We start from the raw sequence: 22,134 nt of genomic DNA on the forward strand, positions 1-22,134 counted from the left end.
TGCTTCGCGCCAGTCGTCGTGCGCGGGTCAAGCCCGGCAATGACAGGATATGAACAGTCGAGGTTACGAGAAGAACGCCATCTTCTCGGCCTGGCTCATGCGACGGATTGGCGCGAGCGGGTCGTTGGCCGCAACAGTCGGCCTTTTCAGCAGGCCGCTGGCGATGATGGTCGAACCGAGTGAGATCTCTGCTGCGGGAGCAGGGGCAGGCTCAACGGCGGGCCGGAGAGGCGGCGGCATCACCAGAGTTTCGGCAATCGGCGCCACAGCCACCGGCGGCGGCTCGATCTTGACTTCTGCCCTGACCTCGACCTTCGGCGCCGGTGCAGGCTCGGGCTGAATGGCCGGCGCAACCATTTCGGGCTCGGCCGCCATCGCCTCAGCGACGTCCATCGCTTCGGCGACGCGCATCTCCTCGGCGGCGCGCATTTCCTCGGCGATCGCCTCTTCGTCGATCGGATCGGGCGCGCCCATCTCCATCGCAATCAGGTCGAGCACCGCCTCGTCATGGGCGTCGGCCGTCGCTTCGTCGGCGACGCGGGCGAGTTCCGCGGCTTCGGCTTCGGCCAGCGCGGCTTCAGCCTTGAGCCAGGCTTCGCTCGGCTGTGGCGTGACGGCCGTAGCGGCCTCAGTGCCGGGCGCAGCGGCGGGAATCGCGGCTTCGACGATCCGCGCCGCAGTGGCCTCCTGAGGCGGCGCGGGCGGCGTAGCGGCCATATCGAGGGCTGCACCGTCGGCCACCGGTGGCGGCGCGGAGGCCGCCGCCGGCGGCTCCGCAACCGGCGCCTCGGCCACGTCAGGCTTGGCCGCAGGCGTCGCCGCCTTGTCCGGATCGAACTCGCTGAGCCGGCGCGCCAGCGCCGCGAAGGCGGCATCCAGCACAGCCTTGGCGTCGTTCATCGAGACCTCGGCGGCGCCGGCCTCGATCGCGCTGACCTGCGAATCGATGATGTCGCAGATCCGGCCGTCATTGCCGATCTCGCGCAGCCGCCAGGAGATCTCCCTGATCACCCGCACGCCCTTGCGCACCGGTGCGAGGCTTTGCTCGAAGCTGATGCCGTCGAGCGCGGCGATGGCGGAGGCCTGGGTAGCTTCGATTGCGCCGCGCAGGGCGGCCAGCGCCTGCGCCAGTTGCTCGTCCCTGATCGCCGCGGCGGCGGCTTGCCGCTGCGCGCTGAGGCTTTCCTCGATCCGCGCCACGGCATCGAGCACCATGCGGGTATCGGCATTGCGGTTGCGCTTGGCGTATTCGCCGAGGAACCAGCGGCCCCGCGAGGTCTCCATGAAGGCCGCGCTGATCGCGGCATAGTCCTCCTCGCTCGGCAGGGCCGCGCGGGCGGATATCGGCGACAGGGCGAATGCTTCTTCGGCCATCACAATCTCTCCGCGCAAATCACTGCGCGTTACGCTAACGATCACCACGATATCGCGCGAATCGCAATTGAATTGATGTCTTCCGAATCACAAATCCCCATTGCAGCAAGGATTGCATCGCGGCGATTCGCGCGCAGCCTAGCGGCATTCTATGCCACGCTGTTCGGCATGACCGGGGTTCATCTGCCGTTTTTCACGGTGTGGCTGAAGGCGGTCGGCATCGACGCCACCTGGATCGGCATCATCACCGCGGTGCCGCCGGTGACGCGCTTCACCGTGCTGCCGCTGGTCACCGCGGCGGCGGAGCGGCGCCAGATGCTGCGCGGGGCGATCATCGCCACCGGATTCGCCACGGCGTTCGGTTTTTCCGTGATCGGCACCCAGCACCAGCCGTTCGTGCTGCTGGCGATCTATGCGCTGACCTGCTGCGTCTGGACGCCAATGGTGCCGCTCACAGACGCCTATGCGCTGCGCGGCGTCAGGCAATTCGGCCTCAGCTACGGACCGCTGCGGCTCTGGGGCTCGGCCGCCTTCGCGGTCTGCGCGCTGCTGAGCGGCTTCCTGCTCCGCTATGTCGCCGAGGTCGACCTGATCTGGATCATCACGGCCGTGACGGCGCTCGGCGCGCTGGTCGGGCTGACGCTGCGGCCGCTGGGCCGCCCAGGGGCAGCCGCCACACCTGCGGCCGGCGCGCCGAAACTGCTGCGTAATCCCACCTTCCTCGCCATCATCGTATCCTCGGCGCTGATCCAGGGCAGCCACGGCGCCTATTACATCTTCGCATCGATTGCCTGGCAGCAGGCCGGCTTCAGCGGCCTGACGATCGCTTGTCTCTGGGTGCTCGGCGTGATCGCCGAGATCGTGCTGTTTGCGGCCTCGCCGCGCTTCACGCTGCCGTCGGCTGTGCTGGTGATGATCGCGGCCGCCAGTGCCGCGGCGCGCTGGGCGATCACCGCGCAGGACCCGCCGCTTGCGGTGCTTGCAGTTGTGCAGCTCGGACATGGACTGAGCTTCGGCCTGACCCAGGTCGGCATCATGGGCCTGATGGTGCATCACGTGCCGGTTCACGTGATGGCGCGCGCGCAGGGCTATCTCACCGCCTGCGGCGGCATTGTCGCGAGCACCACGGCGATCGTCAGCGGCATGGTCTATGCGCGCTTCGGGCTCGGCGTCTACGACATGATGGCGGCAATGGCGGCCACGGGCGGGCTCGTGATGTGGCTGGCGCGTAAGCGTCTCACCGATTAGCCCCAGAGCGCCGCGTCGGGCGGATAGACCAGGCTGCCCTCGTAGCGCAGGCCGTGGTCGCGGTCCTTCGCCAGCAGCAGCGGACCGTCGAGATCGACGAAGCGCGCGGCTTGCGCGATCAGCATCGCCGGTGCCATCGCGAGCGAGGTCGCGACCATGCAGCCGATCATGATCTCGAAGCCGAGCGCGCGGGCGGCATCCGCCATCGCCAGCGCTTCGGTCAATCCGCCGGTCTTGTCGAGCTTGATGTTGACGGCGTCATAGCGGCCGCGCAGGCCGGCAAGCGAGCCGCGGTCGTGCACGCTCTCGTCGGCGCAGACCGCAACCGGCCGCCTGATCCGCGCCAGCGCCTCGTCCTTGCCCGCCGGCAGCGGCTGCTCGATCAGGGTGACGCGGGCATCGGCGCAGGCCGCGAGATTGGCGGCAAGGTTGTCCTCGGTCCATGCTTCATTGGCATCGACGATGAGTTCGGCTGCCCGCGCCGCCTTGCGTACGGCGGCGATCCGCGCGGCGTCGCCATCGCCACCGAGCTTGATCTTGAGCAGCGCGCGATGCGCGGCCTTCGCGGTGGCTTCCGCCATCGCCTCTGGCGTCCCGAGCGAGATCGTATAGGCGGTGGTGCGCGGTTCCGGTGCGGGCCGGCCGAGCAGGTTCCAGATCCGTTTGCCGGCGCGTTTGGCCTCCAGGTCCGCCAGCGCGCAATCCAGCGCATTGCGGGCGGCGCCGGCAGCCATCCCGGCCTGCAAGGCGATCCGGTCCATGCCATTGGCGAGTGGCGCCTGTAGGGCCTGGATCGCCTGCAGCGTCGCCTCGGGCGTTTCGCCATAGCGCGGGTAGGGTACGCATTCGCCGCGGCCGGTGAGGCCGCCCTGGCTCACCTCGGCCACCACGACGACAGCCTCGGTCTTGGTGCCGCGGCTGATCGTGAAGGTCCCCGCGATCGGCCAGCGCTCGATCCGACTGCTCAGGGAAATCGCTCCGGATGGGGTGGAAGTCATTTTAAAGTCTACTATTTCCTGAACCGTAGCTTGCGACGCGCAGCCAACTATGGCTGGTTAGCGGCAGATTCGACAAGCCGATCCGGCAGCGCCGGAGATCAGCGTTAGCGGCAGCCAGCCGGCTTGAGGGGTAGGCAAAAGGTGAGCGGCGACCCGACACTGGAGCGGATAGCCCAAGGCGAAGGACTGGCGTTGTGCGCGGCAGGCAACTGGACGGCCCGCTTTGCTCCTGCGCTTGAGCGGATCGTCTCCGACGCGGAGAGGCTGCGCGGCAGCCGGCCGCACATCTTCATCGACGTGTCGCAGGTCGCGAGCCTCGACACCTTCGGCGCCTGGCTGATCGAGCGGCTGCGCCGCAGCCTGAGCGACGCCACCGCCGAAGCCGAGATCGCGGGCCTGTCGGCCAATTATTCCAGCCTGGTCGACGAGGTCCGCCGCGTCGGCCCCGCGCCCGGGGTCGTCAGCGACCGGCTGTCGATATCGGGCATGCTCGAGCAGATCGGGCGCACCGTGGCCGGGATCGGCGGCACCATCATCGGTCTCGTCGACATGCTCGGCGCGGTGCTGGCGGCCGCCGGGAAGGTGCTGATCCATCCGCGCAGCTTCCGCCTGACCTCGACGGTGCATCACCTCGAGCAGGTGTGCTGGCGCGCGGTGCCGATCGTGGTGCTGATCACCTTCCTGATCGGCTGCATCATCTCGCAGCAGGGCATCTTCCATTTCCGCAGGTTCGGTGCCGACATCTTCGTCGTCGACATGCTGGGCGTCTTGGTGCTGCGCGAGATCGGCGTGCTGCTGGTCGCGATCATGGTCGCGGGCCGCTCCGGCTCGGCCTATACCGCCGAGCTCGGCTCGATGAAGATGCGCGAGGAGATCGACGCGCTGCGCACCATGGGCTTCGATCCGATCGAGGTCCTGATCCTGCCGCGCATGCTGGCGCTGGTGCTGGCGCTGCCGATCCTGGCCTTCCTCGGCGCGATGGCCGCGCTCTATGGCGGCGGCCTGGTGGCCTGGCTCTATGGCGGCGTCGATCCGGAGGCCTTCCTGCTCCGCCTTCGTGATGCCATATCGATCGACCATTTCATCGTCGGCATGGTCAAGGCGCCGGTCATGGCGGCGGTGATCGGTATCGTCGCCTGCGTCGAAGGCCTGGCGGTACAGGGTTCGGCGGAGTCGCTCGGACAGCACACCACCGCATCGGTGGTGAAAGGAATCTTCTTCGTGATCGTGATGGACGGCGTGTTCGCGATCTTCTTCGCCTCGATCGGGATGTGATCATGGCGGAAGAGGACAACGACGCCATCATCCGGGTCCGCGACATTACCGTCCAATTCGGCAACACGCGGGTGCTCGACGGCCTCAACCTCGACGTCAGGCGCGGCGAGATCCTCGGCTTCGTCGGGCCCTCGGGCGCCGGCAAGTCGGTGTTGACGCGCACCATCATCGGGCTCGTGCCGAAAGTCGCCGGCCGCATCGAAGTGTTCGGCGTCGATCTCGACGCCGCGAGCACCTCGCAGCGCCGCGCCGTCGAACGGCGCTGGGGTATCCTGTTCCAGCAGGGCGCGCTGTTCTCCTCGCTCACGGTGCGCCAGAACATCCAGTTTCCGGCGCGCGAATACCTGCGCGTCTCGCAGCGGCTGCTCGACGAGATCATGGTGGCGAAACTCGTAATGGTCGGCCTGAAGCCCGAGGTCGCCGATCGCTATCCGTCGGAATTGTCGGGCGGCATGATCAAGCGCGTCGCGCTGGCGCGCGCACTCGCGCTCGATCCAGAACTCGTGTTTCTCGACGAGCCGACCTCGGGTCTCGATCCGATCGGCGCCGGCGAGTTTGACGAGCTGGTGCGCACCCTGCAGCGCACTTTGGGGCTGACCGTTTTCATGGTAACCCACGATCTCGACAGTCTTTACACCGCGTGCGACCGTATCGCCGTTTTAGGGAACGGTAAGATCATTGCTGCAGGATCGATCGCCGACATGAAGGCGTCGCAGCATCCATGGCTGCAGCAATATTTCAACGGCAAGCGCGCCCGTGCCGTTGTGGCCTAGCCCATGATCCCGAAACCTGGAGCCGATTTTCGGACGAGATCATGCGCCAACAGGGAATTCGGCGGGCTCGAGCGCAGCCGGCTGCGCGAGGGCCCAAGAGTGATTAACGCGAGTAATTGATGGAAACGCGGGCGAACTACGTCTTGATCGGGGCTTTCACGCTGGCGGTGATCGCCGCCGCATTCGGCTTCGTGCTGTGGTTCCAGAGCCTGCACACCACCAAGCAGCGCAGCCCCCTGCGGGTGATCTTCGAAGGGCCAGCGTCAGGCCTGCGCAACGGCGGCAACGTCAATTTCAACGGTATTCGGATAGGGGAAGTGGTTTCGGTGAAGCTCGACAACCCGCGGCGCGTGGTTGCGCTGGCGATGATCGAGAACAACGCACCGCTCCGCAAGGACACCCTGGTCGGTCTCGAGTTCCAGGGCCTCACCGGCGTCGCCGCGATTTCGCTCAAGGGCGGCGAGGAGGCCGCCCCGCCGGTGCCGCTGGACGAGGACGGCATCCCGGTTCTGACCGCCGACCCGAATGCGCTGCAGGACGTCACCGAGGCGATCCGCGCCACCCTGCAAAACGTCAACCGCATCGTCGCCGACAATCAGCAGTCGGTGAAGAATTCGCTGAAGAATCTCGAGGTCTTCACCCAGGCCTTAGCGCGCAATTCCGAGAAAATCGACAACGTCATGCTCAAGGTCGACGGCGTGATGGGCAAGGCCGACAGCCTGATGCTGGGCCTCAATGCGATCGCGGGCGGCAACAATGGCAGCGAGCTGAACCTGATGGTGAAGTCGATCCGCGAACTCGCCGAGGATCTCGACAAGCGATCCAATCTCCTGATCAACGACGGCCGCCGGACGCTGTCCGACATCAGCCGCGCCGTGAACAATTTCGACCGCAACCCGAGCCGGGTGATCTTCGGCGGCAGCAACAACGCCGCACCCGAGCCCGCGCCGGCTCCGGCGACCGCGCCCGGGCCGCGGCGGCGGCAATAAAGGGCGAATGGCGAACAGGTTCGCTGCCCTCTGGTCGCACAGTCATTCCGGGGCGGTCCGTAGGACCGAACCCGGAATCTCGAGATTCGGGCTCGATGCTTCGCATCGCCCCGGAATGACGCTTTCGAGTCTTCGTCGACGCGAATTTTCCAATCCCACCCAAAACAAAACGGAGGCCGTGAGGCCTCCGTTTCCATTCGCTACTCGCTTACTTTGCCGGCTTACCCCAGCCGTCCCGCGGCGTGCGCGAGCAGGGTGTAGACCAGCCCGGTCTCCGAGGTCAGGTGGCTGCTCAGCTCCTGCTGGCCGCGGCCGTCGCGGGCGACTTCGTCGAGCAGGCGCTCGAACTCCGCGATGTAGCGGTCGACCGTCTGCTTGAAGCCGCGGTCGGCGCGATACTTGCGGGCCACCTCATCGAAAGCCTTCTGGCCGGCCGGCGTGTAGAGGCGCTTGGAGAACGCCTTGTTCTCGCCGCGCTGGTAGCGATCCCACATCTCGGCCGCAAGCGTGCGGTCCATCAGCCGGCCGATGTCGAGCGACAGCGACTCCAGCGGATTGACCGGCTGCTGCTGCGGACGCGGGCGCTGCTGGGCGTCGCGGCTCTGCGGGGCAGGCGGCGGTGCGTCGCTGCGGTTGAGCAGGTCGGACAGCCAGCCGTCGCCGTTGTTGTCGGAGCCTGCCGGGCTGACCGACGGGGCCTCGGTGCGGCGCGAGCTCGCCATGCCGAGATCCGGCGGCGGCAGCGTCGAGGCGCTGTTGCCGTTGTCCCGCATGCGCACATCGCCGCGGCCGCCGGCGGCAGCCACCGCCGGCTCCTCGTGGCGAACGCTGGCGCGGTTGGTCGAGACCACGTCGAGTCCGCGGCCGTGATGAGCGACGATGCGGTTCAGCTCGGCCAGCGCCTCGATCTGGTCGACGATCACCTTGCGCATCTGCGCGGTGTTCTCGGCGGCCTCCTGCGGCATCTCGAGCACGCCGCGGCGCAGCTCGTTGCGGGTGGCCTCGAGCTCGCTCTGCATCTCGCTCGCCATCTGCTTCATCGCCGTGACCATCGCGGAGAACTTCTCCGTCGATTCCTTGAACATCGCATCGGTCTCGGCGTTGCTCTGCTGGTAGAGGTCGTTCATGGCGTCGACGGTCTGCTGACGCTCGTTCTCTGCCGCCAGGCGCACCGCCTCGAACTGCCTGCTGATCGCAGCCGAACCGGCGCCTGCGGTCTCCGCCACCACACGGGCGATGTCGCGGGCGCGTTCCTCGGCCGCTCCGAGCGATTCATCGAGCAGCCCGGTGAAGCGCGACAGCCGCTGGTCGAGATCGGTGGTGCGCAGGTCGATGGTCGTGACCAGCGCTTCCAGCGCCGACTTGCGCTCGCTGACGGAGGCCGTCGTCGAGCGGTTGGCCTGCTCGACCACGGCAGCCGCATCGATCAGCGCCTTGCCATGGGTCTCGAACTGGCTCGACAGCGCGCCGAGATCTTCCAGCGCCTTGCCGGTCTTGCTGTTGAACACCGTCAGTTGGTCTTCCAGCGTCTGGGTTGCCACGCCGTTGCGCGAGGTGACGTCGTTCATGGCGGACACGAAGTCGGCCACGCGGGTCACCAGCGCGCGCTCCAGCGAGTTGAGGTTGTCGTGGGCGCCGGTCAACACTTCCTGCAAGAGGATGTTGCCTTCGCGCAGCCGCTCGAACAGCGCGACCGTATCGGTGCGCAGGATCTTGCTGGTCTCCTGCATCTCCGTGACGGCCGAGATCGAGACCTGGCGCGACTGGTCGATCGCCGCGCGCGAAGCCTGCTCGAGCTCCTTGAGCGACTTCGCCACCGCGCCGGTCGCCTGATCGCCGGCCGAGGTGATGTTGCGCGCGACATCGCTGCCGTGGGCCGACATCGACTGCGAGAAGGCGAGGCCGCGGGTTTCGATCGCCTTCAGCGCATCCGCGGTGGCGCGATCCATGTCGCTCGACAGCTGCGTGGTCTTGGCGGTCAGCGCCTCGACCAGCGAGCCGCGGCGGCCGTCGACCATCTGCGACAGACGCTCGGTCTGCTGCTGCACATAGGTGACGATCTCGTCGGTCTTGCCGGTCATCGCCGAGCCGAAGGCGCTGGAGGCCGACAGCACCGAACGTTCGATGTCGGCGGAGGTCGTCTTGACCTTGGTCGAGACCTCGTTGGACATGGTGATCAGCGCGGCCTGCGCGTTCTGCGCCGAGGTCTGGATGTTGTCGGTTGTCTTGGCCGTGACCGCACCCAGCGCGCGCTCGATATCGGTCGAGAGCGTGCGGATCTGGGCGGCGGCATCGGCGGAGGTCGCCGCAAACGAGCTCTGGGCCTCGCGGGCGCTGCCCAGGATGGTCTGCGCAGTCTCCGCGCTGGCCGTGGTCAGTGACCGCTCGATCTCGGCGGAGATCTCGCGGATCTGGCTTGCGGCCTCGCTGGAGGTCGCCGCAAACGAGCTCTGGGCCTCGCGGGCGCTGCCCAGGATGGTCTGCGCAGTCTCCGCGCTGGCCGTGGTCAGTGACCGCTCGATCTCGGCGGAGATCTCGCGGATCTGGCTTGCGGCCTCGCTGGAGGTCGCCACGAACGAGCTCTGGGCATCGCGGGCGCTGCCGAGGATCGCCTGCGCGGTGTTGGTGCCGACCGAGGTCAGGGTGCGCTCGACATCGACGGCCAGCGACTTGACATGGTTGGCTGCTTCCGTCGACGCGGTGACGAGGGTGTTCTGCGCCTCGCGGGCGCCGGCCGTCAGCATCTCGACGGTGCCGGAGCCGGCCATCGACAGTGCACGCTGGATGTCGGCGGCAAGCGCCGACACCTTGGTCGCGGCCTCGGTCGACGCGTTGACCAGGGTGCTCTGGGCCTCACGCGCGCCTGACGTGATCGATTCCGCGGTGGCGGAGCCGGCCATCGACAGCGAACGCTCCATATCGGCCGCCAGCGAGCGGACCAGATCGGCGGCCTCCGTGGATGCGCCTGCCAGCGTGCTCTGGGCCTCGCGAGCGGAGGCGACGACGGCTTCCGCGGTGGCGGAGCCCGCCATCGACAGCGAGCGCTCGATGTCGGCCGACAGCGTGCGGACCAGGTTGGTGGCTTCGGTCGACGCGCCTGCCAGCGTGCTCTGGGCCTCGCGGGCGGAGGCGACGACGGCTTCCGCGGTTGCGGTGCCGGCCATCGAGAGCGAGCGCTCGACGTCGCTGGCGAGCGACTTGACCTGGCCGGTGACGTCGGTCGACGTCGAGATCAGCGTGGTCTGGGCCTCGCGGGCGCCGGTCATGATTGCCTCGGCGGCGGCAGAGCCGGCGGTCGAGAGCGAGTGCTGCACGTCGGCCGCGAGCGTGCGGACCAGGTTGGCGGCTTCGGTGGAAGCACCGGCAAGCGTGCTCTGAGCTTCGCGAGCGGAGGTGACGACGGCTTCCGCGGTGGCGGAGCCGGCCATCGACAGCGAACGCTCGATGTCGCTGGCGAGCGACTTGACCTGGCCGGTGACGTCGGTCGACGTCGAGATCAGCGTGGTCTGGGCCTCGCGGGCACCGGTCATGATCGCCTCGGCGGCGGCAGAGCCGGCCATCGACAGCGACTGCTCGACATCGCTGGCGAGCGACTTGACCTGGCTTGCGGCTTCGACAGAGGCGCTGACCAGCGTGGTCTGCGCGTCACGGGCGCCCGACAGCACGGAGGCTGCGGTGGCGCTGCCGGCCGCCTGCAGCGTGCGTTCGACATCCTCGGACAGTGCCTTGATCTGCGAGGCAACGTCGCCGGAGGCCGAGACCAGCGACACCTGGGCGTCGCGGGCACTGGTGAGGATCGAGTTGGCGGCGCTGGTGCCGACGGCGGTCAGCACGCTCTCAACCTCGGCCGAGCTCAGCTTGAGCTGGTTGCCGACGTCCGCGGACACGGTGAGCAGCGCCTGCTGCGCCGTGCGCGCGCCGGTCTGGATGGTTTCGCTGGTGTTGACCACGAGGTTGGTCAGCGAACGCTCGGCGTCCTCGACATGGGACTTGATGCTCGACGACAACAGCTCGGCGCGGGACATCAGGTCCTCGCTCGCCTGGCGGCCGCTGCTCTCGATGCGGCCGGCGACGGCCTCGACGCGCGAGCCCAGCAGGTCCTCGAATTGCGCGACGCGGGTGTCGATGTCGCTGGCGATGACGCCGACGCGGCTCTCGATGCCCTGCTGGATGTCGGCGAAGCGCGCCGAAATGGTGTCGGTCAGGTTCGCGCTGTGACCATTGATGGTGTCGGCGAGGCGGGTGCTGTGGCCGTTGAGGGTGTCGACCAGGCGGACGCTGTGGCCGTCGATGGTCTCGGTGACGCCGTTGATGCGATGGTCGACCGCGGCGATCGCCTGCACGGTGCCTTCGGTCAGGGTGGTGGTGAGCAGGCCAAGCCGCGAGTCGATCGACTGGATCGCCTGGGAGGCGCCGTCGGTCAGCTGGGTCGCGAGCGTGCCGAGATGGCCGTCGATGGTCTCGGTGACCGACTTGGCGCGGCTCTCGAAGGTGACCTCGAGGGACTTCATGCGGCCGTCGATCGCGTCATCGAGCGATTGCAGACGGCCGTCGAACGAGCCGATCTTGCTGGCGAGCGAACTGTCGAACGACGACAGCTTGTCGGTCAGCGAGGCGTCGAGATTGGTGACGCGGCTGCCGAGCGTGGTCTCGAACTGCAGCAGGCGCTGGTCGAGCGAGGCGGTGATCTCGCCGCTGTTGCTGGTGACACGGTGGTCGAAGGTGTCGACATAGGTCTTCAGGCTGTCGGCGATGTCCTGGGTCCGCTGGCCCATGCGCTCGACGATGTCGCCGCCGAAGGTCTTCACCGTGCGGTCGAATTCCGAGATGTGGCGGGTGATCAGCGCGCCGAGCGTGCCGGAGTCGCGGGCGAATTTCTCGGCGAGCTCGCTGCCATGGTTCCTCACCAGGTCGTCGAACGCGCTCATCTGCAGCGACAGCGAGTCGTGCGCGGTCTCGGTTTGGCCCACCACCTTGGCGACCAGCGAATTGACGGTGACGTCGAGCGCCTCGCTTGCCTTGTCGCCCGACGTCAGGATCTGGCCGGCGAGGCGGTTGCCGGCATCGTCGATCTTGCTGACGAGGTCGTTGCTGCGCAGCTCGAGCTCGAGCAGCAGCGAGTCCGCAGAGTTCTTCAGGGAGTCGTGGACCTCTTCGGTGCGATCGGAGATGCCGTCGACGATGACAGACGAACGCTGCTCGAACTCGCCGGTGATGCGGTCGATGCGCTCGTTGAGCAACTGGTGGACGCGATCGGCCAGATCGACGAACTCGTCATGGACGTGGCCGGTCTTGAAGTTGAGGCTGGTGGTCAGCCGTTCTGAGGCGTCCATCACCGCGCGCGTGGTCTCGGCGCTGGCTTCCTCGAGACGGTCGAGCAGGTCGCCGCCGCGCTCGCCGAGCGCGAGGATCATGTTGTCGCCGGCATGGCTCAGCGCGGTCGTGATGTGCTGGCCGCGCTCTTCCAGCGCGCCGGTGATGCTCTTGGCGACCTCGTCGACGCGCGAGGCGATCGCGTCCGAGATCAGCGCGATGTCGTGGCGCAGGTCGATCTGCACGCCGGAGATCGCGCTGCGCACCTGCTCGGCCTGGCCGACCAGGTTGTCGCGCTGGTGGGCGATGTCCTGCAGCAGCGCGCGGATGCGCACCTCGTTGTCGGAATACGCGCGTTCCAGTGCCGCGACCTCGTTGGCGACGAGGGTCTCGAGTTCGCCGGCGCGCGCGATCGCGCGCTCGACGCCGTCGCCCATCGCCGCGACCTCGCGGCGGATCGCCTGGCCGACCGTCACCATGGAATCGGCGGCGGCGTTTTCCGGCTCGGAGAATCGCATCGCGACCTGCGCCATCGATTGCGCGATCATCTGCATGCGCTGACCGTGCGCGGCGAGGCTGGCGAGATAGTAGAACAGCAGGATCGGCACGGCGAACAGCGCGGCAAGGCCGGCGAGCACCAGGACGCCGGTGCCCTGGGCCATCGAGGCCTGCAGGGCCGGCCAGAATGCGATGGTGAGGATGACGCCGCCCAGCAGCCAGGCGCCGGAGCAGACAAAGAACAGCGTGAAGGCGTTGCGCGCGCGTCCTCCCTGCAGCGTCTGCAGCATCTGGCCGATGGTTTCGCGATCATCATTGGCGGCGCGGCGCGGCGCGCGCGGTTCTTCGATCGGCTCGAACGCCGAACGATCGGTATTACTCGGACGGGACTCGAACGATGAGGTTGAAAAATCGGCGGCGGGCGGCAGGTTCGGCGGCGCGGCGCCTTCGTTGATGGGGCTGCGATTCTCCGCGCCCTGTTCGCTGATGTTGAGGGCTTCCTGGATGGCAGAAAGCGCGACTTCGGTGGGGTCTTTGACCTTCTTGGGAGTGTTCGCCATGTTCAGTCTGAGCCCTCTCACTATTTTACGCGTCGGCGAGCCTGCGATCGTCCCCACGCAAGCTCGAAGCCGGTGCCCACAAGCGGAGCGCAAGCCGGCCCCCTCGGCGGCTTGTCCGCTACATCCGCAAACATCCTATTGGGAGAGCGATGCGAATGAAATGCTTGCGATTAATACTTTCTTAATCATCGTTAACAGCTTTGCGCCATAAGGCCTTATGGGCACTCGAAATTCCGGCTGTAGAGCGCCGATTGTGTCCGGAAATTGTCCAGAATCGGGCGGTTTTGCCGATCATCCCAACAACAATCCGTTAACCAGTTTCGTGATTGGCTGGGGCAACGATCCGCCGGCGAGGGCCGGCGGAGACGACAGGGACAGGCCATGCCGCTTCACCTCGAACGGGTCGAATGGACGCAATCGCCGCCGCTGGCGCCCGGCGCCAGGCCGATCGACGTCGATCATCTTCAGCGCATGACGCTGGGCGATCCGGGCCTCGAGCGGGAAGTGCTGGCCATGTTCTCGACCCAGTCGGCCCGGATCCTCGGTGAACTGGCCGCCTTGCCGCCCGAGGCGGCGACCCATGCCCACACCCTGAAAGGATCGGCGCGGGCGATCGGCGCCTTCGGCGTCGCCGAGGCTGCTGCCCAGCTGGAGACCGCGCTGAGCGGCGGTTCCGATGCGGCCCAGCCGCTTGCCGCGCTCGGCGCCGCGATTGCCGAGGCGCGCACGGCGATCGAGCTGATCCTGGGCCGCTCCTAGGCGTCCGGCGTCTCAGCGGTCCGCCGCGACTGCTTGGGCGGCATCCCAACAGGCGGGCAGGTTTTCGGTCTCCGCGCTAGCGCTGTGCGGACCGACCCGTTATACGACTGCCCGGGACCTTTCCATCCATCGTCCGGCGCATTCCGGCAGCACGAGCAATCATGGCCAAAATCCACTTTATCGACCATTCCGGCGAGAAACGCACAGTTGACATCGAGAACGGCGCGACGGTGATGGAAGGCGCGATCCGCAACGCCATTCCCGGCATTGAAGCCGAATGCGGCGGCGCCTGCGCCTGTGCGACCTGCCATGTCTATGTCGATGAAGCCTGGCGCGAGAAGGTCGGCGCGCCGTCACCGATGGAAGAGGACATGCTGGATTTCGGCTTCGACGTGCGTCCGAATTCGCGGCTGTCCTGCCAGATCAAGGTGACCGACGATCTCGACGGACTGGTCGTGTCGACGCCGGAACGACAGGCCTAGAGCCTTTCGTTCCGATTGAATCGGAACGAGGCTCTAGATTTTTGTTTTGACGCGTTTTCTTCACGCGAACCGGTATCCACTTCGCTTGAAAACGCTCTGCCGTCTCTATTCGCCGTCCGGATTCACTCCGCGACGGACCCAGCGGCGGAAGTTCTGCTTGACCTCCGCCGGCAGCGGCGTCGGCCTGCGCGTGGCCTCATCGATCATCACCGTGACCGCCTTCGCCGACGCCACGCATCTGCCTTCCGAAAACACCACCTGGTCGAAGGTGGTCGATGTGCGTCCAAACTTGACGAGACCGAGCCCGAGCTCGATCTGACCCGGCCAGTGCAGCTCGGCGCGGAAATGGATGTCGAGGCGCACCATGATCCAGCCGAGCCCCGCCGGCATCAGCCCCATGCTGCGGTCCTTTACCAGCGTGACGCGGCCGGTTTCAAAATAGCTCGCATAGACGGCGTTGTTGACGTGCCCGTTGGGGTCGAGATCGGCAAAGCGCACATTGTCGGACAGGCGGTAGGGAAAGTCTTCCAGGCGCGGCGCATCGTCAGCACGAACAGGGGCATTCACGAGGGGGATCTCCGTCGGTTTCCCGCCCATACAGCCGACTTGCGCAGGCTCGGCAAGGGGTTGCCGCGCCAGCCGCTGTCCCTATTATGCGTGTCGCGATCCGGCCCACTTGGCTGGACAGGCGAAAAAGCCGTCCAGTCGATTTCAACTGAAAAGAAGCGGACATGAGCGAAGCGATCAAGACCGATGTGCTGATTATTGGCGCGGGCCCCTGCGGACTGTTCGCCGTGTTCGAACTGGGCCTGCTCGACATGAAGGTGCATCTGGTCGACATCCTCGACAAGATCGGCGGGCAGTGTGCCGAGCTCTATCCCGAGAAGCCGATCTACGACATTCCCGGAATTCCCTTCGTCACCGGTCAGGGCCTCACCGAACAGCTGCTGGAGCAGATCAAGCCGTTCAATCCGACCTTCCATCTCAACGAGATGGTGGAGAGCATCGAGAAGATCGGCGATCCCTTGTTCCGCGTGAAGACCGATGCCGGCAAGGAGTTCGAGTGCAAGGTCGTCGTGATCTCGGCCGGCGGCGGCTCGTTCCAGCCGAAGCGCCCGCCGGTGCCGGGCATCGAGGCCTATGAAGGCACGTCGGTGTTTTATGCCGTGCGCAAGATGGAGCAATTCCGCGACAAGAACATCCTGATCGTCGGCGGCGGCGACTCCGCGCTCGACTGGACGCTCAATCTGCATCCGATCGCCAAGCGCATCACGCTGCTGCACCGGCGCGACGATTTTCGCGCGGCGCCGCACAGCGTCGAGCAGATGCGTGCGCTCGTTGCCGACGGCAGGATGGATCTGAAGATCGGCCAGGTCACGGGGCTCGAAGGCGCCAACGGCCAGCTCTCGGGCGCGGCGCTCAAGGGCAACGACAATGCGGTCTCGACGATCGCGTGCGATACGATGCTGCCGTTCTTCGGACTCACCATGAAGCTCGGCCCGGTCGCGAACTGGGGCGTGGCGCTGGAGAACAATCTGGTGCCGGTCGACACCGCGGCGTTCGAGACCAACGTGTCAGGCATCTTCGCGATCGGCGACATCAACACCTATCCGGGCAAGCTCAAGCTCATTCTCTCCGGCTTCCACGAGGGTGCGCTGATGGCGCAGAAGGCGCACCGCTACGTGTATCCGGACAAGCGGCTGGTGTTCCAATACACAACCTCGTCATCGAGTCTGCAGAAGAAGCTCGGGGTGAACTGATTTCACTCGGGCAGAGACCAATGCCAGGGGCATGGGCCACTTCCTGCGCGGCTCCTGCGCGGCGCGGGCACTGGAACGCTCCGTGAAATGGCCGTAGTCTGCTTGTAGTCGAGTTGGTCGATTGATCAGGTGATGATGATGCGGAACACGCTATCCAGACTTCGGCTGATCCTCGCGATCGCCACGGCCTTTGCGCTAGCTGCTCCGCTTGCGGCCTCGGCGGCCGACCCGTCGGCTGCCGGCCTGTGGCAAAAGATCGAAGACGGCAAGCCCGAGGGCTGGTTCCTGGTGATCGAGCGCAATGGCCTGTTCGAAGGCATGATCGCAAAGATGTTCTCATCGCCCGGCGACCCGCCCAATCCGGTTTGCTCGAAATGCACCGACGATCGCAAGGACATGCCGTGGCTCGGCATTCCCCTCATCCGCGACATGAAGCGCAACGGGCTCGCCTATGAAGGCGGCAACGTGCTCGATCCGCGCAACGGCAAGGTCTATAAGGCCAAGATGACGTTGAGCGCCGATGGTCAGACGCTGACGATGCGCGGCTTTCTCGGCATCTCGCTGTTCGGCAAGGATGAGGTCTGGACCCGGCTGCCTGACACCGCGGTGGCCCAACTCGATCCCGCGATCGTCGCCAAATATCTGCCGGCGCAAGCCGCCGTGGCGAAGCCGGCGGCGCCGGTGCCCGCGACGAAGCGGCACTAAGGCGCGATGAGATTAGGTTGAATCGTCATCGCGCTTTAGTTCTTTGTTTGAGCATGATCTTTTCGGAAAACCGCTTCGCACTTTTCCGGATCATGCTTTAGCACTTCTCTCTAACGCTCCGATCTGCGCACGCTCGTGCTCCGCTCTTGCGTGGCAACGTGAGCGTTCAGCGCTGTCCCGTCGGTGCAATCGGCATCGGCAGTGGCGCGACCGGCTCGGTAATCACCTCGGGCACCGCGGTGTTCAGCTGCAGCACGGTGGCGGCCGCGGGGACCGCGGCATCGGCCATCGCGGCATGGCCTTCGGCGCTCGGATGCACCGCGCCGCCATACACCGCCGACAGGATGCCCCATGTCGCGTCGTGGATGTCGCTTGGCTGCATCGAGGACGGCAGGCCCTGCGGGTAGGTCATCGCCGTGAAGTAGCTGTCATTGGCGTCGCGGATCCAGCGCGCGCGGGGCAGATAGGCGCGGTATTCGCCGGCGCTGCGGCCGCATTTGAGCGGCTGGTTGGCGGCGGCGACGATGTCCGAGACGAAGCTGTCGCCATTGGCGGCGAAGCAGTCGCGGTCGAATTCCGGATCGGTCGAGGCGCGTGCGCAGAAGCCATGGCTCGCAAACGCGTCCTGATGCGCATCGACGAAGGTCATGCGGTCGGCCTGCGGATTGCGGCAGATGATGCCGGACTGGCACTGCGCGATCGCCTTGAGCTGCGGCAGGAACTCGTTCTGCACGAAGCTCGAGACCGACGCGAGGCGGTTGGGATCCGCGTTGAACGAGGGATGGATCTCGAAGCCGGCGCGGCCGCCGGGGCAGGGCGCGCCGCCATTGGCCAGCGCCGGATTGGCATAGGCCGTGTAGATCACGTGCGAGAGATCGCCGCCGACCAGCGGCTTCAGCGCATCGCGCAGCTTGGCAAAATCGGCCGGCAGGTCGCGCGCCAGCGCCGAACGGGCATCGTCGACGCTGGCCATCGAGCCGCCGCGGCTGAACAGCGTGCGCTCGGTCGGCGTGTCGACGATCACGTTGGCGACGAGGCCGGAGAAGTAGATATCGTTGGCGCCGATCGAGAGCAGCACGAGGTCGAGGGTGCGGTCGGGCTGACGGCGCTTGGCGGCGGCGAGTGCCGTGCGCAGCTCCGCGATCTGGCCGTTGACGGTGCCCGAGCAGGTGTTGGCTGTCTTCGTCGGCAGGCATTCCCGCGCCTGCTGCGAGCCGAGCAGGCCGTCGGCGATGGTGGCGCCGGTGCAGGCCAGCGGCAGATAGGTCACCGCAATGTGCGGATATTGCACGGCGAGCGCGAGCGCCGTGCGGGTCTGGTAGCTGTACAGCGACCGGTGACAGGCCGAGTTGAGCCACAGCGCGCTCTGGCGCTGCCAGTTGGTCAGGGTGTCCGGTGCTTCGCAGGCGCGGCCGCCTTTGTAGCCGGCGCGGCTCGGCCGGTAATATTGCGCTCCGCCGAGATAGGAGCGGAAGCAGAACCCCTCGTCGGAGAGCGCAATCGCGCGGTCGGGATTGCCCTCGCCGGACGCGATGCTGTCGCCGAGGCCCGCGATCAGCAAGTCGCGTACCTCGATCTGCGTCGTCACGCGCTGGTTGGCGTCCGAGCCGCTTGCGACGTCGACGGTCGCGACCGTGGTGCGGCCGTAGCGGACGCGCAGGTTGATCGGCTCGGCGCAATCGAATGTCGAGGATTGCGGCCCGTCGCCGTCGTCGAACGACCAGGCGCAGGTCGCGCCGACCGGAACCGGCCCGGTGAGCCGTACGACGATCGGATGATCGATCGGCGTCAGATAGCTTTCCTTGACGTTGTCGCGCGTGCAGGGTTCGCTGACGCGGCCCTGCAGGTCGATGCAGAGCCGGTTCACGGTGTTGCGCGCCCAGCCGCGGCCGTCGCTTTGCAGTTCCAGCGTTTGTTCCGAGGCCAGCACGCTGCGGCCAAGCCCGCTCTCGACATGCAGGCGGAAGTCGCGTTCCTCGCGGAACAGGCGGAAGCGGTTGCGGACCTCCCAGGAGATCTGCAGCTGGTTGTCCTGCGCCTCCGCGGCCGATGCGAAGACCGCGGCCAGCGCGCTGCCGAGCAGCACGCTGCAGACCGTCACCCGAAACGAAAATCTAACCAAAAAGCCAATCATGGCGCGGTTTGACGCGAGCGGTACGGCGAAAATAAGAGAAGCGGCCGCGAGGATCGAAAATCCGGGGTCGAGGGGCCCGCACAGGGCCGATAACGTTGTCCGTTACCGTTTCAGCTGCCTGACCCGCTGCTGCCGGCTTTCGATCGGTTGCCGCACGGTCGCCGAAGCCGTGCAGGCTTGGCTTAGTCGTTTCCGCTCTTGCCAGGGCTGCACCACGTTGAGCCAGAGCTCGCGCATGCCCATGATCGAGATCGAAATCCCGAACGGGATCAGGAAGTAGAGGATGCGGAACACGACCAGCGTCGCCAGCAATTGTTCCTTGCTGAACTCCGGCAGCGCCACCAGCATCGCGGCGTCGAACACGCCGATCGAGCCGGGGGCGTGGCTGGCGAAGCCGAGCAGCGTCGCCAGGATGAACACGACCGCCAGCGAGACGAAGTCGATATGCGGCTCGGTCGGCATCAGCAGGTACATCGCGAGCGCGCAGAAACCGAGGTCGACCACTCCGATCAGGATCTGCAACAGCGTCAACTTGGCCGAGGGCAGCACCACCTTCCAGCCGTTCTGGCCGAGCTCGCGGCGCTTCACGCCGGTCAGGAGCCAGACGAAATAGGCGCCGATGCCGGCAAGGCAGCCGAGCGCGATCAGCCGGTTCATCGCCGGCGGCAGCAGGTCCATCGCCGACGCCGCCGCCGGGTGCCAGGCCATGCCGAAGCCGAGCACGAACAAATTGCCGAGCCAGAAGGTCAGGCCCGACAGAAAGCAGATCTTGGCGACGTCGATCGCGGAGAGGCCATAATCGGAATAGATCCGGAAGCGGATCGCGCCGCCGGTGAAAACCGTGGCGCCGATATTGTGGCCGATCGTGTAGCTCGTGAAGCTCGACAGCGCTGCGATGCGGTAGGGGACATGGATCTTGCCGATCGTGCGCAGCGCGAAGAAGTCGTAGAAGGTCAGCGTGCAGAACGCCCCGACCACGCAGAGCGCCGCCAGCGCGATCCGGTGCGGCGCGATGTTGGTGAGCGCGGTGAGAATGATGCCGGTATCGACGCCCTTCAGGGTGTGAACAAGCGACGTGATCGCGAACGCGATGATCAACACGCTCGCGGCGATCCCGAGCCGTTTCCAGCCGATCTTTTCCTTGAAACCACGCCCAAGCGTGGTCAGCAGCCGAAGCATTCATCCTCCCGGCGGGGCGGCAAATTTCAGTGGGACCCGGTCACGGACGGCGACGGGTGACGGGCAAACGCACCGTACGCGATGACCCATAAGGCAAAACCGATGCGTTGTGCAGCCCTTGACAAGCCAACCTTCGGCCCTCGTCCAGCGTCATTGTCATATTGGCTACATATGTTCTCGCTCTGCGGAATGTGAGTCGCAGGACCGCGATGGGGCCACTGCATGTTCCGCCGCTTCAGGCGGTTTCGCAGGCTTTTTTGCCGATTTTGCGGCCGTCCCGGCGTCGATGCGGGTTCATTGGCGCGAGGCGAATGGACGATATGCGTCAGCGTGGGGACGGCTGAGCCGGCTGTGACGTTTACCAAAGTGTGAAGTCGACGCGCGCATGCGCATGATGCGCCCTGCGCTCGGGCCAGTGAGCCGCGCGAGGGCGGCCCGTAGGTCTATTGAGGCAAAACGCCGCGCAAGCGGGCCGCCGTCGGATAGACGGCCAGGCACGCGATTTCACACTTCGATCCGTGGCGAAGTGTTGCGGCGAAACGAAGGCCTATGTCTCGCATTGGTTGCCGAGAGCAAGGACAAGACCATGCAACAGACATCCCTGAACGTCCGGCACATGCCGGGGCGCCGCGCAACGTCGCATCAGCAAACGAGCGGGCTCGCGGCGACGTTGACGCTCGCCGCGATGAGTCTCGGCTATGGCGTCGTGCAGCTCGACGTCACCATCGTCAACACGGCGCTCAACGCGATCGGCGCCTCGCTCGGCGGCGGCGTTGCCGAACTGCAATGGGTGGTCAGCGCCTACACGATTGCCTTTGCGGCCTTCATCCTGACCGCGGGCGCGCTCGGCGACCGGATCGGCGCCAAGCGCATCTTCATGGCCGGGTTTGCGATCTTCACCGCGGCATCGGTTGCCTGCGCGGTCGCGCCTGATGCGGCGACGCTGATCGCCGCCCGCTGCGCGCAGGGGCTGGCCGCGGCCATCCTGGTGCCGAACTCGCTGGCGCTGCTCCGCCATGCCTATGAAGACGAGAAGGCGCGGGGACGCGCGGTCGGTGTCTGGGCCGCGGGCGCGAGCCTTGCGCTGACCGCCGGCCCGTTCGTCGGCGGCGGACTGATCGCGCTGGTCGGCTGGCGCGCGATCTTTCTGGTCAACCTGCCGATCGGCCTCGCCGGCTTGTGGCTCGCCTGGCGCTTTGCCAGCGAAACCGCGCGTCATCAGCAACACCGGCTCGATCTGCCGGGTCAGGTCGCGGCGATCGCCGCGCTCGGCACTTTGGCCGGCGCGCTGATCGAAGGCGGCGCGCTCGGCTGGGGCAACCCGTTCGTGATCGCAGGCTTCGCTCTCGCCGCCGTCTTCTCCGTGCTGTTCGTCTGGCGTGAGGCGCGCGCGCCGCAGCCGATGCTGCCGCTCTCGCTGTTCCGCCACCGGATGTTTGCCCTGACCTCGCTGGTCGGCCTCCTGGTCAATGTCGCGTTCTACGGCCTGATCTTCGTGCTCAGCCTCTACTTCCAGCAGGTCAACGGGCTGTCGGCGTTCGCCACTGGCCTCGCGTTCGTGCCGATGCTCGGCGCCGTGCTGCCCGCCAACCTGATCGCACCGCATGTCGCGGAGCGGATCGGCGCGCCGGCGACAATCGCGCTCGGCGCCGCTCTCTCCGCCACCGGATGTCTTGCGATGCTGTTCATCGGCCCCGGCACCAGCTACCTCGCGATCTGCCTGCAATTGCTGGCCATGAGCGGCGGCCTCGGCCTGCTGGTGCCGCCCCTGACATCGGCGCTGCTCGGCAGTGCCGGGCCACAGCATGCCGGCATCGCGGCCGGGGTGTTGAACGCGACCCGGCAGACCGGCAGCGTGCTCGGTGTCGCGCTGTTCGGCTCGATGGTCAGCCGGTCCGCGGCCTTCATCACCGGCCTGCATGCGGCCCTCGTCATCTCCGCCGGCGTGTTGCTGGCGGCGGCTGCGCTGATCTGGATCGGCGCATGGTCACAGGCTCGGCGCTGAGACGAACCGCAGCGAGGCATCTCCGCGTTGCCCTGACCCGATCGCCTGCATTCAAGGCTTCTTCACCATGCGTGGAACCTTG

15 protein-coding genes are annotated in these 22,134 nt (G+C 66.6%); 9 read left to right on the plus strand and 6 right to left on the minus strand.

The window, feature by feature from the left end; translation table 11 throughout:
• Positions 1 to 63: 63 nt before the first annotated feature.
• Positions 64 to 1,374: a hypothetical protein gene (locus ACVWZM_RS34565; protein ID WP_456855711.1), complete on the minus strand. Its 1,311-nt coding sequence runs from the start codon at positions 1,372 to 1,374 to the stop codon at positions 64 to 66.
• A gap of 75 nt (positions 1,375 to 1,449) precedes the next feature.
• Between ACVWZM_RS34565 and ACVWZM_RS34570 the strand changes: the two genes are divergently transcribed.
• Positions 1,450 to 2,622 (plus strand): MFS transporter, encoded by a 1,173-nt coding sequence (locus ACVWZM_RS34570; protein WP_456855712.1) that lies wholly within the window; start codon positions 1,450 to 1,452, stop codon positions 2,620 to 2,622.
• Here ACVWZM_RS34570 and dgcA read toward each other — a convergent pair.
• The gene (dgcA, locus tag ACVWZM_RS34575) at positions 2,619 to 3,620 is read right to left on the minus strand and encodes an N-acetyl-D-Glu racemase DgcA (protein WP_456855713.1); all 1,002 of its coding nucleotides are present in this window, start codon (positions 3,618 to 3,620) and stop codon (positions 2,619 to 2,621) included. The genes ACVWZM_RS34570 and dgcA overlap by 4 nt on opposite strands.
• Before the next feature lie 141 nt (positions 3,621 to 3,761).
• Between dgcA and ACVWZM_RS34580 the strand changes: the two genes are divergently transcribed.
• From ACVWZM_RS34580 to ACVWZM_RS34590, 3 genes are all read left to right on the plus strand, one after another.
• The gene (locus tag ACVWZM_RS34580; RefSeq protein WP_456855714.1) at positions 3,762 to 4,895 is read left to right on the plus strand and encodes an MlaE family ABC transporter permease; all 1,134 of its coding nucleotides are present in this window, start codon (positions 3,762 to 3,764) and stop codon (positions 4,893 to 4,895) included.
• Positions 4,896 to 4,897: 2 nt separating this feature from the next.
• Positions 4,898 to 5,668 (plus strand): ABC transporter ATP-binding protein, encoded by a 771-nt coding sequence (locus ACVWZM_RS34585; protein WP_028338275.1) that lies wholly within the window; start codon positions 4,898 to 4,900, stop codon positions 5,666 to 5,668.
• Between the two features lie 119 nt (positions 5,669 to 5,787).
• Positions 5,788 to 6,657 (plus strand): MlaD family protein, encoded by an 870-nt coding sequence (locus ACVWZM_RS34590; RefSeq protein ID WP_028341638.1) that lies wholly within the window; start codon positions 5,788 to 5,790, stop codon positions 6,655 to 6,657.
• 221 nt (positions 6,658 to 6,878) lie between these two features.
• Here the strand turns inward: ACVWZM_RS34590 and ACVWZM_RS34595 are convergent, their stop codons facing one another.
• The gene (locus ACVWZM_RS34595) at positions 6,879 to 13,028 is read right to left on the minus strand and encodes an apolipoprotein A-IV repeat region-like domain-containing protein (protein WP_456855715.1); all 6,150 of its coding nucleotides are present in this window, start codon (positions 13,026 to 13,028) and stop codon (positions 6,879 to 6,881) included.
• Positions 13,029 to 13,409: 381 nt separating this feature from the next.
• Here ACVWZM_RS34595 and ACVWZM_RS34600 point away from each other — a divergent pair, with 381 nt between their 5' ends.
• Positions 13,410 to 13,787, plus strand: a complete 378-nt coding sequence (locus ACVWZM_RS34600; protein ID WP_456855716.1) for an Hpt domain-containing protein — start codon at positions 13,410 to 13,412, stop codon at positions 13,785 to 13,787.
• Between the two features lie 161 nt (positions 13,788 to 13,948).
• The gene (locus ACVWZM_RS34605; RefSeq protein WP_016841525.1) at positions 13,949 to 14,269 is read left to right on the plus strand and encodes a 2Fe-2S iron-sulfur cluster-binding protein; all 321 of its coding nucleotides are present in this window, start codon (positions 13,949 to 13,951) and stop codon (positions 14,267 to 14,269) included.
• Between the two features lie 105 nt (positions 14,270 to 14,374).
• Here the strand turns inward: ACVWZM_RS34605 and ACVWZM_RS34610 are convergent, their stop codons facing one another.
• On the minus strand, positions 14,375 to 14,836 hold the full coding sequence (locus tag ACVWZM_RS34610) for an acyl-CoA thioesterase (RefSeq protein WP_076825837.1): 462 nt from the start codon (positions 14,834 to 14,836) through the stop codon (positions 14,375 to 14,377).
• A 164-nt stretch (positions 14,837 to 15,000) separates the two neighbouring features.
• Between ACVWZM_RS34610 and ACVWZM_RS34615 the strand changes: the two genes are divergently transcribed.
• The gene (locus ACVWZM_RS34615; protein WP_057016688.1) at positions 15,001 to 16,029 is read left to right on the plus strand and encodes an NAD(P)/FAD-dependent oxidoreductase; all 1,029 of its coding nucleotides are present in this window, start codon (positions 15,001 to 15,003) and stop codon (positions 16,027 to 16,029) included.
• A 138-nt stretch (positions 16,030 to 16,167) separates the two neighbouring features.
• Positions 16,168 to 16,734 (plus strand): DUF2147 domain-containing protein, encoded by a 567-nt coding sequence (locus tag ACVWZM_RS34620; protein ID WP_057016746.1) that lies wholly within the window; start codon positions 16,168 to 16,170, stop codon positions 16,732 to 16,734.
• A 166-nt stretch (positions 16,735 to 16,900) separates the two neighbouring features.
• Here ACVWZM_RS34620 and ACVWZM_RS34625 read toward each other — a convergent pair whose 3' ends face one another.
• Positions 16,901 to 18,868 (minus strand): SGNH/GDSL hydrolase family protein, encoded by a 1,968-nt coding sequence (locus tag ACVWZM_RS34625; RefSeq protein ID WP_376708480.1) that lies wholly within the window; start codon positions 18,866 to 18,868, stop codon positions 16,901 to 16,903.
• Between the two features lie 102 nt (positions 18,869 to 18,970).
• The gene (locus ACVWZM_RS34630) at positions 18,971 to 20,047 is read right to left on the minus strand and encodes a lysylphosphatidylglycerol synthase transmembrane domain-containing protein (protein WP_253639438.1); all 1,077 of its coding nucleotides are present in this window, start codon (positions 20,045 to 20,047) and stop codon (positions 18,971 to 18,973) included.
• A 616-nt stretch (positions 20,048 to 20,663) separates the two neighbouring features.
• Between ACVWZM_RS34630 and ACVWZM_RS34635 the strand changes: the two genes are divergently transcribed.
• Complete coding sequence (locus ACVWZM_RS34635) at positions 20,664 to 22,052, plus strand: MFS transporter (protein ID WP_456856822.1); 1,389 nt, start codon at positions 20,664 to 20,666, stop codon at positions 22,050 to 22,052.
• The last annotated feature ends 82 nt before the right edge of the window (positions 22,053 to 22,134 follow it).

The sequence above is a fragment of the Bradyrhizobium sp. USDA 4501 genome (genome assembly GCF_054062115.1).

What these genes read in the sequence shown, in the direction of transcription:
- ACVWZM_RS34570 (WP_456855712.1), top strand. Translation starts at nt 1,450, where the DNA reads ATGTCTTCCGAATCACAAATCCCCATTGCAGCAAGGATTGCATCGCGG.
- dgcA (WP_456855713.1), bottom strand. Translation starts at nt 3,620, where the DNA reads ATGACTTCCACCCCATCCGGAGCGATTTCCCTGAGCAGTCGGATCGAG.
- ACVWZM_RS34565 (WP_456855711.1), bottom strand. Translation starts at nt 1,374, where the DNA reads ATGGCCGAAGAAGCATTCGCCCTGTCGCCGATATCCGCCCGCGCGGCC.
- ACVWZM_RS34615 (WP_057016688.1), top strand. Translation starts at nt 15,001, where the DNA reads ATGAGCGAAGCGATCAAGACCGATGTGCTGATTATTGGCGCGGGCCCC.
- ACVWZM_RS34595 (WP_456855715.1), bottom strand. Translation starts at nt 13,028, where the DNA reads ATGGCGAACACTCCCAAGAAGGTCAAAGACCCCACCGAAGTCGCGCTT.
- ACVWZM_RS34630 (WP_253639438.1), bottom strand. Translation starts at nt 20,047, where the DNA reads ATGCTTCGGCTGCTGACCACGCTTGGGCGTGGTTTCAAGGAAAAGATC.
- ACVWZM_RS34605 (WP_016841525.1), top strand. Translation starts at nt 13,949, where the DNA reads ATGGCCAAAATCCACTTTATCGACCATTCCGGCGAGAAACGCACAGTT.
- ACVWZM_RS34625 (WP_376708480.1), bottom strand. Translation starts at nt 18,868, where the DNA reads ATGATTGGCTTTTTGGTTAGATTTTCGTTTCGGGTGACGGTCTGCAGC.
- ACVWZM_RS34635 (WP_456856822.1), top strand. Translation starts at nt 20,664, where the DNA reads ATGCCGGGGCGCCGCGCAACGTCGCATCAGCAAACGAGCGGGCTCGCG.
- ACVWZM_RS34585 (WP_028338275.1), top strand. Translation starts at nt 4,898, where the DNA reads ATGGCGGAAGAGGACAACGACGCCATCATCCGGGTCCGCGACATTACC.
- ACVWZM_RS34600 (WP_456855716.1), top strand. Translation starts at nt 13,410, where the DNA reads ATGCCGCTTCACCTCGAACGGGTCGAATGGACGCAATCGCCGCCGCTG.
- ACVWZM_RS34590 (WP_028341638.1), top strand. Translation starts at nt 5,788, where the DNA reads ATGGAAACGCGGGCGAACTACGTCTTGATCGGGGCTTTCACGCTGGCG.
- ACVWZM_RS34620 (WP_057016746.1), top strand. Translation starts at nt 16,168, where the DNA reads ATGCGGAACACGCTATCCAGACTTCGGCTGATCCTCGCGATCGCCACG.